Here is a 16,148-nt window from a genome sequence, read left to right as displayed (position 1 = left end):
AGTCGAAGCGATAAGCAAAGGATTGCATGAGCTGCATGGCCGGAATTATCGTTTCTCGTTTAATTAAAGCCGGGCCATGTCCAACCCTCGGAGCGTGCAATCATTGAGTTCTGTCAGGAGCGATTCGCGCGGTTTAAGTGTCCTCGTCGAGTGATTGTCCAAGAGCTTCTAAAAACTGCAACTGGCAAGGTTCAGAAATGCATGCTTCGAGAGTTGGCCGGAAGTCGGGATGCAATCACTGGATTGGTGATAAATGGTTAATTCGTCAGCAGCGCTTTGATCCTATCCAAGGGCAGAATCTACATGAGGCGCTGGTGGGCGGCTCATGCTCAAGCACACAACAAGAACAAGGTGCCTGTGATGTCTATTTTTTCTCAAAAATCGTTGGTTTGTTCGGTAGTACTGTTAGTCGCGCCTTATGCTTCTGCCGCGTTCGTGGACGACTTCAAAGGCAATTTCGAGCTTCGGAATTTCTATTACAATCGCGATTTTCGCAATGATGGAGCTGCGCAGTCCAAGCGCGATGAGTGGGCACAAGGCTTTATTCTGAACCTGCAGTCTGGCTTCACAGAAGGGCCAGTGGGTTTCGGTATCGATGCCATGGGCTTGTTGGGGGTTAAGCTTGACTTTAGCCCTGACAGAACGGGGTCTGGGCTGCTTGCCTACGATTCCGGCAGGAATGTGGAAGACGAGTACGGAAAATTTGTGGCTACCGCTAAAGCGAGGGTAGGCAAGACTGAGTTGAGGGTAGGAGGGGTGAATCCTCTAATGCCTCTCCTCTGGAGCAATAATAGTCGCCTACTGCCTCAGGTTTTTCGCGGGGGGTCTTTGACCGTCAACGATATCGATAAATTGACGGTAACGGCTATCAGGGTAAACGCCGTGAAGCAGCGTAATTCCACCGATTTCGAATCCCTCACAGCTACTGGCTATGCTCCGGTTGAGGCTGATCACTATAACTACATGGCATTGGACTTCAAGCCAGCAAAGGACATGACATTCAGCTTGCACGCCGCCGAGCTTGAAGACCTCTACAAATCCTACTTCGCGGGGATTAAAGTTATCCAGCCAGTTTCGGAAGGCAATGTGATCGCGGATGTTCGCCTGTTCGATGCTAGCGAAACCGGCTCCAAAAAATTAGGTGAGGTGGACAACCGGACGCTGAGTAGCTATTTCGCCTACAGCATTAAAGGGCACACCATCGGCGGCGGTTACCAAAAGGCTTGGGGCGACACGCCATTTGCGTTTGTAAACGGCACAGATAGCTACCTATTCGGCGAATCGCTGGTCAGCACATTCACTGCCCCCAACGAGCGCGTCTGGTTCGCGAGGTATGACTTTGACTTCGCTGCTTTGGGTGTGCCTGGCTTGCTGTTTACCACCAGGTACATGAAAGGGGATGATGTTGATCCTACTCTGCTGACAAGCCGCCAAGCCGCTTCTCTGCGTCTAAACGGGGACGATGGCAAAGAATGGGAGCGGGTCACTGACATCTCTTATGTCATCCAGAGTGGGCCTGCAAAGGGCGTTTCGTTCCAATGGCGTAACTCTACGAACCGATCGACCTATGCGGATAGCGCTAATGAAAATCGATTGATCATGCGTTATACCTTTAACTTCTAAAGTGGTGTAACGGGCCGAACCTGCTAATCGGCCCTTTCCACATCATCCCCAGGCGAAGGCTTCGTTCCCTCCTGTGGAATTGATCCAGCGGCTCGTGAAAAGCGAGGTGCAGGCGCTTCATGGAGAACGCCATCAAGGAGAAGCTGCATATCAGTTATTTCTCAAGCGGCGAGGCGTTCGTCCCGTAGAGGCTTTGGGACGATAAGTCACCGGAACACCAACGCTGGGAATTGCGGGGGAAGGCACCCTTTGCCCAAGTGATGCTCGATAGATGCTTTGGGTGCTCTACTTCAGCGTTGCCTACAGAAATGACTCTTTTCAAAGCACAGCTCCTTTCAGTCCTCAGCGAGACATCCAGCCTATCGTTGCCATGAGGTCTTCGTCGCTGCAGTCACTGCAGAGTCCACGTGGTGGCATGACACTCAATCCTTTCACCACATTTTTGAGCAGTACGTCTTGCCCTTGAGCAAGGCGGGGTTTCCATGCAGTGGTATCACCTTTTTTGGGCGCGTTTGGGAGTTGTCCGTTGTGGCACATGGCGCAGGATTTTGCGAATACGACCTCAGGCTCTTGAGCCGCTTGGGCAGTAGCAATCATGAAGGCTGTCAGGGTAATCAGCAGTGTTTTTTTCATAGGTGATCTTCTTCTTGTTGTTCAGAAATTGTCTTTCCACTTGCGTAAGGCTGCAAAGCATTCCTCGGCAGATGTGATCTTCAGTCCCGCGTAGCGTTGGACAGCCTCAACGATTCCCGCTTCCCGCACACGCAAGAACGGGTTAGATGCGCGCTCAACGCCAATTCGGGTAGGTAAGGTGCACTGTCCACGGCCTCGGACTTCGCAGGCTTCAGCCAAGAGCTCGGCGATTTGGTGATTGTCTGGGTCTACAGCCAAAGCAAAACGCAGGTTGGAGAGGGTGTACTCGTGTGCGCAATATACCTGCGTCTCCTCCGGTAGCGCTGCGAGACATTCGAGCGACGTCAGCATCTGCATAGGCGTACCCTCGAACAGGCGGCCACAGCCGGCGCTAAACAGCGTGTCGCCGCTGAACAGCGCTTTCTCATCAACCAGGTGATAGGCCACGTGCCCTGAAGTATGGCCAGGCACTGCGATCACATTGATGGTTCGTCCTAATACCTGAATCAGATCGCTGTCCTTGAGTGGCCGATCCCTGTAAGGGATCGGCTCGTTCTCGGGGCCATGGACGCGAAGATCGAATGCAGACTTCAGTTTTTTCACACCACCCACATGGTCGCTGTGATGGTGAGTGATCAGTACATCGGTGAGCGCCCAACCGGGATGTTCTTCCAGCCAAGCTTGAACGGGTCCGGCATCGCCTGGATCTACAACTGCACAGGCCTGGCTTGAGTGATCGGCCAGAAGCCAGATGTAGTTGTCGGTAAATGCTGGGAGAGCGTAAATCTCGAGGCGCTTGGCGGAAGTAGTCATGCCGCATGCGTCCTCAAAGCATCGGCAATGTACTCAGCCTGACGAATCGCAAGGCTAACGATTGTCAGAGTAGGGTTCTCGGCTGCGCTGGTGGTGAACTGACTGCCATCCGAAATGAACAGATTCGGGACTTCATGGCTTTGCCCGTATTTGTTGCAGACGCCATCGGCTTCCTTGTGGCTCATGCGACAAGTGCCCATGTTATGAGTCGAGGGGTAGGGGGGGACGCGGTGAGTCTTCAGTGCGCCGACAGCTTCATATACGGCGCTACCTTGCCGATAGGCGTGCTCTCGCATTGCGATATCGTTGGGGTGGTCGTCGTAGTGCACGTTTGCTACTGGAATGCCGAAACGGTCTTTGACGGTATCGCTTAGGGTGATGCGATTGCTTTCCCGGGGCATGTCCTCACCGACCAGCCACATGCCAGCCAGATGCGTGTAGTTGTCCATAACTCGGGTAAAGTCGCGCCCCCAGGCACCAGGGTTGAAGAACGCTGCCATGAAGGAGGGGCCGAGCGAGATGGTTTCCATTTCGTAGCCACCGACAAAACCTCTGTCGGGATTGAAGTGCACCTCGTCACCTATAAGCCCGGCCATGATGGTGCCCCGGTAGAAATGCACCGGATCTTTGAATTCCGCGAATACTGAACCGGTGGTGTGGCGCATGTAATGTTTGCCGACCATTCCGGAACCGTTGCCAAGGCCATGAGGGAACAATGTGCTGGTCGAATTGAGCAGCAAGCGGGGAGTTTCGATGGCGTTACCTGCTACTGCTACAAGGCGCGCTTTTTGGCGTTGCAGTCGCCCTTGCGCATCTGCGTAGACCACACCAGTCGCGCGACCCTTTGCATCATGTTCGATTTTCACCGCGTGAGCCTGTGTGCGAAGCTCAAGCTTGCCAGTGGCCTCGGCCGCCGGAATTTCGGTGTAGAGTGTTGACCATTTTGCCCCCATTTTGCAGCCTTGGAAGCAGAAGCCGAGTTGCATGCATTGAGCACGCCCTGCGCGGGCGCGGCTGTTGATCGCCATGTGGCCGGTACTGCATTTCTTGTAGCCAAGCTTGCGAGCACCGTTATACATCACCTGAAAATTGTTGTTCCCCGGCAGGCCTGGAATCTCGTTGGTGCGCGTCACGCCCATCTTGTCTTCTGCCCTTGCATAGAAGGGTTCTAGGTCTGCGAGCGTCAGTGGCCAGTCGAGCAGGTTCGCGTCTTTGATGTCACCATAGGTTTGGCGCGCTCGAAATTCGTGTTCTTGGAATCGCAGGCTGGCACCTGCCCAGTGGGTAGTCGTTCCGCCCACGGTCTTGCAGATCCAAGCTGGAAGGTTTGGAAAGTCCTTGGCGATTTGCCATGAACCCGAAGTCGTCCGTGTATCGCTCCAGGACAATTGCTCGAACGAAGGCCATTCGTCATTGATGAAGGTTGCTGAGGATTGCCGCTGGCCGGCTTCTAGTAAAACGACCGGGATTCCCTTCTGACACAACTCATTGGCCAGAGTCCCGCCACCCGCGCCAGAACCGATGATCACCACTACCGAGTCGTCGTCAAAGCTGAATGTAGTCATGTGCGGATCCTCAGGAAAACGCGGGGGGGCTGGCTTCGGTAGGGGCTGCAGGCAGCCATTTCAGATCGTTGAAGCCGCGCATCAAGTAGCCACCTTTGGGGAAGGAGGCTCCCTCGTAGCCAAAGTGCTGGTAGGCGAGTTCGTTGCTATAAAGGGCATTGACCGACACTGATCTGACCAAAGTGAAAAAAGGGGTGTTCTGGATGGACTCAAGCGCGGCCAATTGGCGCCCCTCATCCAGATCCAGCCAGGCGCCACCTGCTGATTTGTCTAGCTCGCTCAGGCCTTGCTCAAGCAGGGGAAGAATGGAGGGGTCAGTCATGGCGCGGTCGTCCAGCGCCTTGATCGCGAAAGCGTACACAGCATCTTCCATCCGATCGTGAGGATAGATGCGGCGTACCATAACGATTAGTCGCGCGGCCACAGTGTTGTTCAGCATTTTCATTTCGAGCGCCCAGGTTGTACTGGGAGCAAGGAGAGCTATGGGGCCGGACGTGAAAAGCAGTGTACCCAAAAGAATTCCGCCGCTGCCTTTGAGGAAGCCACGGCGGCTGGCTTGTAGATCGTTCATGCGGTTCTCCTTTTTGTTCTTATTAGGAGCCTGACATCACGGGTGCTGCGTGAGAGGGGGGCGCGTTTTTCAGACGGTATTGATCGACTACATCTGAACGTCAGATGCTCGAGATTGGGCTATTCATAGTGGCCGGCGCGCTGCAACACTTCGATCTTGTAGCCATCAGGGTCTTGAATGAAAAAGAAGCGAGCGAGCATCTCTTCACCGCGCTTGAATTCCTTGATGGGGGCAGGGGAAAGTCCCATTTCGTTCAACCGAGTGTGATGCTGATCGAGGTCATCTACTGCGAAGGCCACATGGCCATATCCGCTACCGTGGGTGTAGCCGTCCTGGCCCTTGTTCCAGGTCAGTTCTATTTCGGTGCCGCTCTGCTGATCGCGCAGGTAGACGAGGGAAAAGTCGTCGAACTCGAGGCGATGGGATTCCTGCAGGTCGAATGCTTGTCCGTAGAAACGCATGGAGGCATCCAGGTCACCTACGCGGATCATGGTATGGAGGAATTTCGGCATGATCAGGCTTTCCTGTGGTGTTGTTATGCACTCAGGATGGCAGCATGAAAATCTGGCGGGTAATAAGTGGCTATTACGTAGCCCCCCCGGCAGCAAAATGGGCGCGTGTAATAGCGGTTTATTACCCGCGTGCTGCTTTGGGGAGGTACCTTCAGGCTTGGGCCTATTCCCTCGATTGCGACTTAACCAGGTAGATCCAGCGGAGGCGTTATGTGTGAGCTGTATGTGAAGGCAGACCCGATTCTCTATGAGTCGCGCTCGCGCTCCTTGCGTATTCGGGGCGTAGTCACCACCTTGCGTCTGGAAAACCAGTTCTGGGACATCCTGACTGAGATTGCTGAAACGGATGGTGTCAGCACCAACCAGCTCATCGCAAAGCTGTACGAGGAAGTCATGGATTATCGCGGAGAGGTAGTGAATTTTGCATCCTTCCTGCGGGTAAGCTGCACCCGATACCTGAATCAGAAGCAAGCGGTAAATAAAGTAGTTCCATTCTCTATCGCTGCCGGTTGATTCTATCGGTAGCCGAGCAACTCAGCTGTCCGTTGGGCGGTCTTGAGATACCGACCCGCTGTGACACGGGTCGGTGGTGATCAAAGCAGCACCTGTCCAGTTTTTGAATGAGCACCAAGGTGGTGATTTGTTAGGAATAGCCTTGCCAGAGCTGGAGTCAGGATAAGAGCGCCCAGCATGTTCCAGATGAACATGAAGGCCAGCAGTATGCCCATGTCCGCTTGAAATTTGATGGGCGAGAGTGCCCAGGTAGCCACCGCAATTCCCAGCGTGACGCCGGTCAGGATCACGACCTTTCCAGTCGACAACAAGGCATGGTAATAGGCGCGCGATAGCGTCTCACCATTGCGTAGGTTTGATCATCAACATCTGCACATTTGCCTTCTTCACGACGATGTTGGTTGCGGCCTCAATCCCGGCATTACCTGCTGCGGACATGAACTGAAGGGTTTCGCTGTTGTTCGCTGCTGCGAAAGTCTCAACTGTATTCACCACGCGGGTGAGGGTGTCTGCTTTGTGGTCAGCGAGGAAGACATTGATGGTTAGCAGATCACAGTTCTGATTGAACAGTTCTCTTGAGGCGCGCGTAATGATGGCGTTGAGCAGGCCTTGGTTTCGAGGAATTTCGTACCAGGTGAGGCTACCCTCATTCATTCCTGCAGCAGCCTGCTTGCTCAACGCAGCGAGGGAGGTAGTCGTAAAAAGATGCACTTTACCTATCATTTCCAGGGGCAAGGAAGAGATCGAAGTGATCAAGTCAGCGTCCTTGATATACCGGTTTCCGCTTTTCCATGAATGCAGCCATTCCTTCCTTTTGGTCGTTGCTGTCGAATAATTGCACGAATGCACTCCGCTCCCGCTTTAACATGCTATGGAGTGGTGCATCCTCACCTGTTGCGAGTAATTCCTTAATAGCGAGCACTGCAAGCGGAGGTTGAAGTGCTATTCGGGCAGCGATAGAACATGCCCGTTCTAGCGCAGCCCCTTCTTCACACAATTCTGAAATCATTCCGGCACTGAACGCCTGCTCGGCAGTCAGTGGATCACCTGTGAGGGTAAGCAACGCTGTACGGTATTTACCAATTGTCCGGAGCAATCGCTGTGTGCCACCTGCTCCCGGCATGATGCCTACGTTAATCTCTGGCTGACCCAGGCGCGCTGTTCTCGAGGCGATAATGATATCGCATGCTAAAGCGAGCTCGCATCCGCCACCAAGCGCATACCCCTCGATCGCGGCTATAACAGGCTTTTTGCAGTAGTCCACGACTTCGAATAGTCGCCCAGTTTTCAGTTCAATGTGTTGAGTCGGGGTCATGTCTCGCATCTCGGCGATATCTGTCCCAGCAACAAAATACCCCCCGGCTCCCGTTATTACCAAAGCATGAACGCGAGAGTCGGCTGCGAGTGTCTCTACAGCTAGTGCTAGTAGTTGTTTGATTTCCAGGTTCAGAGCATTTCGACGCACTGGTCGGTCTAGGGTGATGATGGCGTAGCCATCCTCGTGAATTTGCTGTCGAACTGGGTTTGAGGAAGTCATGTGGGGCCTCAATTCAGAGTTGTTTCCAGAAAGTGTTTGTCTGCGCCTTGCGGCGGAGTAGTGCACTGGCGCGATAACGTCCATCTGGGTAAGCGCGTGCCAAGTTGTCTAAAACTGTGACCACATTCTGATTGCCAAAACCGTCCGCCCAGCACAGTGGGCCGACTGGGTAGTTGACGCCTTTGAGCATGGCGAGGTCGACATCCTGCGAAGAGGCAATGCCATGACTAACGGCTTCCGCAGCCTCGTTCGCAAGCATGCAAAGTGTTCGAGTGACGAGCATCCCCGCAGCGTCGTCAATCACTACAACCTGCTTACCTAGCGCTTGGAAAAAGCCAATCGCGCTATCCAAGGAAGCTCGCTCACATGTTTCTGCTTTGCTGAGAACGACGAGGGATGCAGCTTCGTGACCGGTGGAGGCGTCGAACAATACGACTTGATCCAGGTTTTGGCTGAGGGCTATTTCGGTTGCGGTCAATCCGAGGCAAGGTCGTATCTGGACGCCATCGACGATTAGATAGCCTTCACCATTGTGTGTTTCGATGCGGCAACCATGCCTCTCAGCCAGGCGCCCCAAAATTTGAGCACCAGGGAAATCGCCAAATTGCTGCACCAGGTTTGGCGAAGAGCAGGTAGGTTCGAATACGATCTCATTCTGGCTGGTCGATTCGTCGTATCGGTAGAATCCCCGTCCACTTTTCCGACCGAGCCATCCCGCGTCTACCAGTGCTTTCTGGATAAGTGAAGGGCGGTAGCGAGGGTCTTGGAAGAAGGCATCGTAGATGCTTTGGGTCACTGCGAAATTGGTGTCGTGACCAATAAGATCCATCAGTTCCAACGGCCCCATGCGAAAACCACCCGCATCGCGCAAAGCGGCATCAATGACACCAATGGAAGCGACATTGTCCTGCAAGGCGAGGAGGGCTTCAGCGTAGAACGGGCGGGCGACGCGGTTAACGATGAAGCCTGGAGTTGATTTGCACTCAACAGGGCTTTTGCCCCATTTCACTGCGAGCTCGCTGATCTGGGCTACCACTGTGGCACATGTGGCTTCGCCTTTAACCACCTCTACCAGCGGTAGCACTGTTGCTGGGTTGAAGAAATGCATGCCGATCATCCGCTCCGGCTTTTGCAACGTAGCCGCGATCGCTGTGATCGAGATTGATGAGGTGTTGCTGGCCAGGATCGCACCCTCTCCAACGATTCCCTCAAGCGCTCGGAAAAGCTCTTGCTTGATTTCAAGGTTTTCAACAATGGCTTCAACCACTAACGAACATGAAGCAAGCTCGGTCAAGCTGGTTGCAAGGGTCAGGCGTCCTAGGCATGCGTCGCGTTGATCAGCAGTTAGGTGCCCACGTTTGACCCAGCGATCAAGCGATGATGTCACCGTCTCGGCCCCCTTGGTTAACGCTTGTTGGCGAGTATCGTGCAGGTAAACTGGATGTCCCGCTCGTAACGCCACCGCGACGATGCCCGCACCCATAGTGCCTGCCCCTATGATGCCAATGCTGGCTGATGTACTCAGTGCGGTGCTCATGACTGATATCCGTTTGACAGTGTGAGTGTTGCGTCACTGTACGGACATGGCGCCATAAAGGTCAATAGGATGACCTATGGAATTATAGGGGCTTAGGTTGAAAAGGCTAATAATGTAACTCTATGGTTTATGCGATACTGCCCTGACGCGATTGACGCATGCCCTGAGGGGCTCACAGGTGAGACGAATTGATGAAAGACATGGATGCATTGGCTGGCAAGTCAGGCATTGATTTCAGCCGAAGTGGGGTTGCTCGTTACATCCAGCTGGCCACATTATTCCGGCGTAGAATCGAGCAAGGTTTGTGGCCGGTGGGAGATCAGATTCCCACCGTCGATGACCTTGCAGCGGAATGTAGCGTCGCACGCGCTACGGTAAGGCAGGCATTGGACATCCTCGAAGAGGACAAGCTGATACGTCGCTTCCGTGCGAAAGGAACCTTTGTTATCCAGCAGCCACAAGAGCAAATGTGGTGTGAAGTCCCCACTGACTGGTCGGGGCTTCTGCTCTCTCCCGAAGGGGTTACGACTGAGGTGCTGTCCTTCGACGTCAAGGCTCAACCCGTTAATGTGCAGCACAAAATCGGTGAAATGGCGCCGGAATACAGGTGCTGGAGACGCCGTCATCTGCGAGACGGCAAGCCGTACTACATTGGGAACGCTTTCATTGATTCGCGGCTGGTGCGCAAGATCCCAGCGAAGCTGCTCGAAACCCACACTACCTTGCGGATCCTCAAAGATCTGCCGGGCCTTACGCTCAAAGAAGTGCACCAGACCATCACCATTGGCACTGCTGATTTGGCAACTGCAGAAGCTCTAGAGATCCCACTCAATGCGCCTGTCGCCTACTGCTACCGGTCTGCCATAGATGATCAGGGTCGTCTGGTCTTCGTTGGGGATGGGGTCTATCGGGGTGACGTGGTCAGGCTCGACGTCAAGGTTAGCGTATGACTGCCTTGATGACCCTTCATTGGTCGCCACTTTCGCCTTTCGTCCGGAAGGTTATGTGCGTGATCCATGAGCATCAGTTGCAGGACGAGGTGCGCTGCGTGCGCACCAAGGTCTCGCGGCACACACCCAATGACTCACTGACGACGATCAACCCGTTGTTGCGCATTCCAACGTTGGAGCTGAGCGATGGCATGGCCTTGTTTGACTCGGTAGTGATCTGTGAATACCTGGATACCCTGGGGCATGGCCCACGGCTTTACCCATACTCGTCCGATGCGCGCTGGCAGGCGCTGCGCTGGCAGGCGTTGGGGGACGGTTTGTGTGACACGCTGATCCTTTGGCGACATGAGCGTGACCGACCTGACTCTCAGCAACAACAGGACTTTCTGAAAGCCTCCGCACTTAAGCTCTCGTCAACTTTGCAGATGCTGGAGAAGGAGGTCGAACAGCTGGACGCTGCTCGTTACGGTATCGGACATATCGCAATCGGATGCGCCCTGGGCTACCTTGCAGTTCGGTTTGACGACCTGGTGTGGCGCGACAAATACCTTCTCCTGGCCCACTGGCAGCAACGCTTTGAGGCGCGCGATTCCAGTCGTTTGACTGCACCTCTTCAACCCTGAAAAAAATCGATGAATTAGGGATGGTAAGCTCTTTTCAGATGAGTCTATACTGAAAAGGTCATAAAGATAGCACATAGGATCAAAAGTGACCTTTGCCCCCTCTTCAAGCAGCGCAAGCCAGGTTATGACTCTTCACTGGTCACCTCGCTCTCCGTTCGTACGTAAGGTGATGATCGTACTTCACGAAACGGGTCTTCTCGACCGCGTCACCTGCGTGCGGAATGTGGTCGGTATGAGTCAGCTCAACGAGCAGGTCATGCACGACAACCCCCTGAACAAGATCCCGACATTGGTTCTGGAGGATGGCCGAAAGCTGTACGACTCTCGTGTCATCTGTGATTTTCTGGACGAGCTTCACGGCGGAGCCAAGTTAATACCCGCAGATCGCGCTCGGTATATACAAGCTATGACCTGGCAAGCGTTGGGCGACGGTTTTATCGATGCGCTGTTGTTGTGGCGCAATTGGTATATCGACCGTGGCTTGTCATACGACTGTACAGACGATCCCTTCCTCAATGCGTTCAACCTGAAATGCATTGCGGTGCTAGCTGCGTTGGAAGCCCAGGCAGCAGAGCTTGAGGCCGCGCCATTCGGGCTTGGCCATATCTCTATCGGATGTGCTCTTGGCCAACTCGATTTTCGATGGGCCTTCATTGATTGGCGCTCCGACCACCCAGCCCTCGCGCAGTGGTATCAGCGCTATCAATCTCGACCCTCCGTCATTGCGACCATGATTCGTGACGACAACGCGCCCAGCGCGCCCTAACTCTGGAGTCCATAACATGGCAGGCCCACTTTCACATATCCGTGTACTCGATCTGAGCCGAATCATGGCAGGCCCTTGGTCAGGGCAGGTTTTGGCTGACCTTGGCGCAGATGTAATCAAAGTCGAGCGTCCCGACGTCGGTGATGATACCCGTACCTGGGGGCCTCCTTTCTTGACAGACAAAGAAGGCAAAGCGACGAAAGAGGCGGGTTACTACCTTTCGGTCAACCGTGGTAAACGCTCCGTCACCGTCGATTTGGCTGACCCGGCTGGACAAGAAGTCGTGAGGCAGCTTGCCGCAGCTTCGGACATCGTATTGGAGAATTTCAAGGTAGGTACGTTAAGCCGTTACGGCCTTGGTTATGAAGACCTCAAGGCCGTCAAACCCGATATCATTTACTGCTCCATCACCGGTTTCGGTCAAACAGGCCCGAAGCGTGACAATGCCGCATACGATTTCATGATTCAGGCCATGGGCGGTTTGATGAGCGTGACAGGGGAGCGAGATGATCTTCCTGGCGGCGGCCCGCAAAAAGTCGGTATTCCGATTGTCGATATCATGACCGGCATGTATGCCACCGTATCGGTTCTGGCCGCACTCGCTCACCGCGATCGCACAGGTGAAGGTGAGTACATCGACTTGGCCATGTTGGATGTGCAAACAGCTGTACTGGCCAACCAGGCCATGAATCACCTGGTATCGGGTAAGACGCCGCAGCGTGCAGGCAATCGCCATCCGAACATCCAACCACAAGATGTTTTCAAGTGCGCTGATGGCCATATCGTTCTGGCGGTAGGTAACGACGGTCAATTCCGTCGGTTCTGCGAAGTCATTTCAGAACCAACGTTGGCCGATGACCCGCTGTACGCTACCAACCAGGCTCGGGTCGACAATTTGCCTTCGTTGCTCCGCATCATTTCTAAACGGCTTGCTGAGCGTCCACTGCAGGAGTGGCTGCTCGCTTTGGAAGCGGCAAAGGTGCCGTGTGGCCCCATCAATACTGTGCCGATGGTTTTCGCTGACGAACAGGTCAAATCACGAGAAATGCTACGGGAACTTCCCCACCCACTGGCAGGTGTCGTACCTCAAGTGGTCAGTCCGATTCGCATGCGCAACTCCACCTTGGATTTCAACCGTGCTCCGCCATTGTTGGGCGAGCACACGGTTGAGGTGTTGAGTGAGCTGGGAATCAAGATAGATGTCCCATCCGCCGTCTCGCAGGAGTGAGTCATGGCCAGAATTCCGTTGTTTGATGCTCGCACCATGTCTGAGGCGCAGGCTGAGGTTTATGAAGCCGTTGTACGTGGCCCTCGCGGGCGACTCGTAGGGCCTTTGCGGGCAGCTATGCATAACCCAGTTTTGGCTGACCGCTGGCAGCGCTTGGGTGAAGTGTTGCGTTACGACACTGTTCTCCCGAAGCGCCTCAGTGAGCTGGCTATCTTGGTGACTGCCCGCCGCTGGAACGGGCAGCTGGAATGGCATATCCACGCCGGTGATGCTGCCACTGCCGGTTTGGAGAGTCCGATCATTGAAGCAATCGCTGCGGGTGATGCTCCAGTCTTCGAAGACTCGGAGGCTTGGGACATCTATACATTCGCTCGACAGATGCAGCTTCACGGCGATGTGCAGGAAGATGTGTACGAGCGCATACATGAGCGCTGGGGGACGGTTGGGGTGGTCGAGTTGTCATCGGTGATTGGCTACTACACGCTGGTAGCCATGACCCTGAACGTCCACCGCATTCCGCTACCTGATGGCGTCAAAGCCCCCTTGGATGTGCCAACCGATACCCACTGCGGATTGCCCAGTCTGACAGCGCCTGCGCCGGCCAGATTCCAGGATTGCGCGCAGCCCGCGACGGGGGAGTGCTGATGGATACGATTGAGCCGCGCATGCCGGCCCGTACATCTCGAGTAGTGCCCGCTGGTGCGTGTGACGTTCACAGTCATGTTTTTGGCCCTCTCGAACGCTTTCCAACTGGTGCGGCGACCTATGCGATCCCGTTGGCGACGCCGTCGGTCTATCGACAGATGCTGGACAGCGTCGGGTTGGACAGGGGCGTCCTTGTTCAGCCGGCGCCTTACGGAACCGATACTCGCGCCTTGGTTAATGCACTTGATGCGCTGCGTGGCCGTGCGCGAGGCATCGCTGTAGCTGATTCAGGTATCAGTGATGCCTCCCTGGATGTTCTGCATCGTGCTGGGGTGCGCGGATTGCGCTTCATCGAGATGCTCGACCCCAGTAGTGGGAAGCGCTACGCAGGCAGCATTGGCGTAGATACTCTGCGCCAACTGGCTCCACGCATGCGCGAACGCGGCTGGCACGCACATATCTGGGCCAAGGCTCAGGACTGTCCAGATGTCTACGAATCAGTCAAAGATCTCGATATGCCGATCGTGTTCGATCACATGGGGCAATTTGACGTAACGACTGGGGTCGATGGGGCCGCTTTCCAGCGCTTCCTGGGCCTGCTCGAAAGTGGACAAGTTTGGACAAAGCTGTCGCTGTGTCGTGTGTCTCGGCAGTCCCCTGTATATGCCGAGCTAGAGCCGTTTCATCGGGCCTTGGTGAGCAAACGTCCCGACAGACTGCTGTGGGGATCTGATTGGCCATTTGTTCGCATGGCTGATGCATCGCCGGATGTTGGACAGTTGCTGGATGTCTTCATGAATTGGGTAGGAGATGAAGCAATCATTCGTCAGATTCTGGTAGATAACCCTGCCCATCTTTTCGGTTTCGATATTGAGGGAAGAGAGTGATGCAAGACTTGAAGCTTGAGATCAACGATGGCGTTGCCGTAGTCACTTTGGATCGCGCGCCGGTGAATGCAATCACCCTGGCCCACTACCAAGCCATCGGGGAACTGTTCACCCAGCTGGGTGACGATCCGTCAGTCAACTGCGTGATCTTTACTGCTGCCGGCGATCGTGCATTTTGTGCTGGCCTGGATTTGCATGAGTTCCTTGCTGCCACCGTTGATGAGGATCCTGCTCGTGCCGCTGTAGTCCGGCAATGCTTTGCTGCTGTGCGGCAGTGCGCGGTGCCGGTGATTGCTGCAGTGAATGGCCCAGCGCTGGGAGCAGGAACGGTACTTGCTGCCGTATGTGATATCCGCCTGGCATCGGAACGAGCCAAGTTCAGCATGCCGGAGATCAACGTTGGGCGCTGTGGCGGCGGCGCGCACCTCGGGCGTTTGATCGGTCAGGGTAACCTACGCAAAATGTTCTTCACTGGACTGCCAATTGATGCGGCTGAGGCACTGCGCATTGGCCTGGTAGAGGAAGTTCTACCTCATGAGGAATTGTTGTCGCGTGCGCTGGAACTGGCTCGATTGATCGCAAGCAAGAGCCCACTGGGCCTGCGTATGGGCAAGGCTTCACTGAACGAGATCGAGTTCATGCAAGTGGAAGATGGATACCAGGTAGAGCAGAGCTACAGTACACGCCTGATGGCGACCGAGGATGCTCGTGAAGCTACACGGGCAGTAGTGGAGAAGCGAGCGCCGGTATTTGTCGGGCGCTGATTGCACTGCGTAAAAAAGGGAGATCAGCAATGATCTCCCTTTTTTATCAACGCTACTTAGGTAACCCATCAGCCCAATCAGCAATAGCATCGGCTGTTTCCAAGGGCTTCTCTGCCGGTAACGCATGGCTCGCATTTGGAATGACCTTGACGGTCACACGATCTCCAAACTCATCTTTGGTTTCCATGCGGGAGCTCTCGGGACGAAACGGATCCGAGCCAGCCTGTAAGTCCAGAATCGGGGCGCTACCTCCCGCCCAATAGCTTTCTTTAGGTGTGTTGGCTCGCGCTTCACGCTGGCTCCAAGTGACTTCTGGATGCCAGCCGGTAAGCCAGTGGCCGGGATCATTGCCTTCGGCGAAGAACGCCAAGCGCAAAGCAGCGAGCTTTTCATCACGGGATGTTTCCTCAGAATTTATCCGGGTAACTGCCTCTGAAAGCTCACTCGGCCACTGACGAGCGCCACCAGCGAGCAGCACGATCCCGCGAACATCCCCTGGGTGGTCGCTCGCGACGGTTTTAGCTATCCATTGTCCGTACGCATGCCCTGCAACAATTGCAGGGCCTCCCTCGGCGGCAATGACTTTGGCAAAGTCATTGCCAAAGTCGTGAAAAGTCACGTTTTTCATCGGCCCACTACTGCCTGCGATACCCCTAGGTTCAGGCAAAACGACTCGATAACCCCGTCTCACCAGTTGCTTGGCTAATGGAGCAAATTCGGCGCTGCCCCGTCCGGTGGATGCCAGGATCATGACCAGCGGGCCTTCGCCTTGTACTGAGTAAGCGATCGTGGCGTCTGCATTCTGGATTGAACGGTGTTGGAGATTATCCTGCGACCAGGCAATTGGTATGAGCGCAATGGCCCAGATAGAGCTTAGTGATGCGACTGATTTCGACAGTTTCATTGTTACACCTTCGTATGGTAACGGGGCACGAGCGCTCCCATCCCGACACTAGGTGGTCAGGATGGGGGAGGGGGCCG

General features: G+C 54.7%; 17 protein-coding genes and 2 pseudogenes. 10 read left to right on the top strand and 9 right to left on the bottom strand.

Annotated elements, in window-relative coordinates; all coding sequences use genetic code 11:
- Positions 1-75 precede the first annotated feature (75 nt).
- Positions 76-261, top strand: a pseudogene (locus ACMGGN_RS10850) (acyl-CoA synthetase); the annotation flags it as partial.
- A gap of 42 nt (positions 262-303) precedes the next feature.
- Positions 304-1,623, top strand: a complete 1,320-nt coding sequence (locus tag ACMGGN_RS10845; RefSeq protein WP_414156756.1) for an OprD family porin — start codon at positions 304-306, stop codon at positions 1,621-1,623.
- A gap of 342 nt (positions 1,624-1,965) precedes the next feature.
- On the opposite strand, the gene ACMGGN_RS10840 is transcribed toward ACMGGN_RS10845, so the two are convergent.
- The 5 genes from ACMGGN_RS10840 to ACMGGN_RS10820 form a co-directional block, all read right to left on the bottom strand.
- The gene (locus ACMGGN_RS10840) at positions 1,966-2,256 is read right to left on the bottom strand and encodes a c-type cytochrome (protein WP_119688893.1); all 291 of its coding nucleotides are present in this window, start codon (positions 2,254-2,256) and stop codon (positions 1,966-1,968) included.
- A gap of 21 nt (positions 2,257-2,277) precedes the next feature.
- Entirely contained in the window at positions 2,278-3,069 is a 792-nt protein-coding gene (gloB, locus tag ACMGGN_RS10835) for a hydroxyacylglutathione hydrolase (RefSeq protein WP_119688894.1), read from the bottom strand.
- Positions 3,066-4,634, bottom strand: coding sequence for a GMC family oxidoreductase (locus ACMGGN_RS10830; protein ID WP_414156755.1), 1,569 nt, complete (start codon positions 4,632-4,634; stop codon positions 3,066-3,068). Before ACMGGN_RS10830 ends, gloB begins: the two co-directional genes overlap by 4 nt.
- Positions 4,635-4,644: 10 nt before the next feature.
- Complete coding sequence (locus ACMGGN_RS10825) at positions 4,645-5,205, bottom strand: tat (twin-arginine translocation) pathway signal sequence (protein ID WP_119688896.1); 561 nt, start codon at positions 5,203-5,205, stop codon at positions 4,645-4,647.
- A gap of 119 nt (positions 5,206-5,324) precedes the next feature.
- Positions 5,325-5,717, bottom strand: a complete 393-nt coding sequence (locus ACMGGN_RS10820; RefSeq protein ID WP_119688897.1) for a VOC family protein — start codon at positions 5,715-5,717, stop codon at positions 5,325-5,327.
- Positions 5,718-5,927: 210 nt separating this feature from the next.
- Here ACMGGN_RS10820 and ACMGGN_RS10815 point away from each other — a divergent pair, with 210 nt between their 5' ends.
- Positions 5,928-6,230, top strand: a complete 303-nt coding sequence (locus ACMGGN_RS10815) for a ribbon-helix-helix domain-containing protein (RefSeq protein ID WP_119688898.1) — start codon at positions 5,928-5,930, stop codon at positions 6,228-6,230.
- 80 nt (positions 6,231-6,310) lie between these two features.
- Here ACMGGN_RS10815 and ACMGGN_RS10810 read toward each other — a convergent pair.
- The 3 genes and pseudogenes from ACMGGN_RS10810 to ACMGGN_RS10800 all read right to left on the bottom strand — a co-directional run.
- Positions 6,311-6,785: pseudogene (locus tag ACMGGN_RS10810) on the bottom strand (MMPL family transporter); the annotation flags it as partial.
- A 202-nt stretch (positions 6,786-6,987) separates the two neighbouring features.
- Positions 6,988-7,767, bottom strand: a complete 780-nt coding sequence (locus ACMGGN_RS10805; protein WP_414156754.1) for an enoyl-CoA hydratase-related protein — start codon at positions 7,765-7,767, stop codon at positions 6,988-6,990.
- 13 nt (positions 7,768-7,780) lie between these two features.
- Complete coding sequence (locus tag ACMGGN_RS10800; RefSeq protein ID WP_119688900.1) at positions 7,781-9,304, bottom strand: 3-hydroxyacyl-CoA dehydrogenase; 1,524 nt, start codon at positions 9,302-9,304, stop codon at positions 7,781-7,783.
- 191 nt (positions 9,305-9,495) lie between these two features.
- Here ACMGGN_RS10800 and ACMGGN_RS10795 point away from each other — a divergent pair, with 191 nt between their 5' ends.
- From ACMGGN_RS10795 to ACMGGN_RS10765, 7 genes are all read left to right on the top strand, one after another.
- Positions 9,496-10,254, top strand: coding sequence for a GntR family transcriptional regulator (locus ACMGGN_RS10795; protein ID WP_196914430.1), 759 nt, complete (start codon positions 9,496-9,498; stop codon positions 10,252-10,254).
- Positions 10,251-10,877 (top strand): glutathione S-transferase family protein, encoded by a 627-nt coding sequence (locus ACMGGN_RS10790; protein ID WP_414156753.1) that lies wholly within the window; start codon positions 10,251-10,253, stop codon positions 10,875-10,877. The genes ACMGGN_RS10795 and ACMGGN_RS10790 overlap by 4 nt, the downstream gene beginning before the upstream one ends.
- A 124-nt stretch (positions 10,878-11,001) precedes the next feature.
- Positions 11,002-11,643 (top strand): glutathione S-transferase family protein, encoded by a 642-nt coding sequence (locus tag ACMGGN_RS10785; protein ID WP_119688901.1) that lies wholly within the window; start codon positions 11,002-11,004, stop codon positions 11,641-11,643.
- Positions 11,644-11,659: 16 nt separating this feature from the next.
- Complete coding sequence (locus ACMGGN_RS10780) at positions 11,660-12,871, top strand: CaiB/BaiF CoA transferase family protein (RefSeq protein WP_119688902.1); 1,212 nt, start codon at positions 11,660-11,662, stop codon at positions 12,869-12,871.
- A gap of 3 nt (positions 12,872-12,874) precedes the next feature.
- Positions 12,875-13,516, top strand: a complete 642-nt coding sequence (locus tag ACMGGN_RS10775) for a carboxymuconolactone decarboxylase family protein (protein ID WP_414156752.1) — start codon at positions 12,875-12,877, stop codon at positions 13,514-13,516.
- On the top strand, positions 13,516-14,403 hold the full coding sequence (locus ACMGGN_RS10770) for an amidohydrolase family protein (protein ID WP_119688904.1): 888 nt from the start codon (positions 13,516-13,518) through the stop codon (positions 14,401-14,403). The genes ACMGGN_RS10775 and ACMGGN_RS10770 overlap by 1 nt, the downstream gene beginning before the upstream one ends.
- Positions 14,403-15,167 carry an enoyl-CoA hydratase-related protein gene (locus ACMGGN_RS10765; RefSeq protein ID WP_119688905.1) on the top strand — a complete coding sequence of 255 codons (765 nt, stop codon included), beginning with the start codon at positions 14,403-14,405 and terminating at the stop codon, positions 15,165-15,167. Before ACMGGN_RS10770 ends, ACMGGN_RS10765 begins: the two co-directional genes overlap by 1 nt.
- 52 nt (positions 15,168-15,219) lie before the next feature.
- On the opposite strand, the gene ACMGGN_RS10760 is transcribed toward ACMGGN_RS10765, so the two are convergent.
- Positions 15,220-16,071, bottom strand: coding sequence for an alpha/beta fold hydrolase (locus ACMGGN_RS10760; RefSeq protein WP_174141475.1), 852 nt, complete (start codon positions 16,069-16,071; stop codon positions 15,220-15,222).
- Between the last annotated feature and the right edge of the window lie 77 nt (positions 16,072-16,148).

Source organism: Pseudomonas sp. BNK-30, assembly GCF_047456185.1.
Lineage (GTDB): Bacteria > Pseudomonadota > Gammaproteobacteria > Pseudomonadales > Pseudomonadaceae > Aquipseudomonas > Aquipseudomonas putida_E.
Note: the sequence above shows the minus strand (reverse complement) of the source record. Positions and strands in the feature narration are given on the sequence as shown.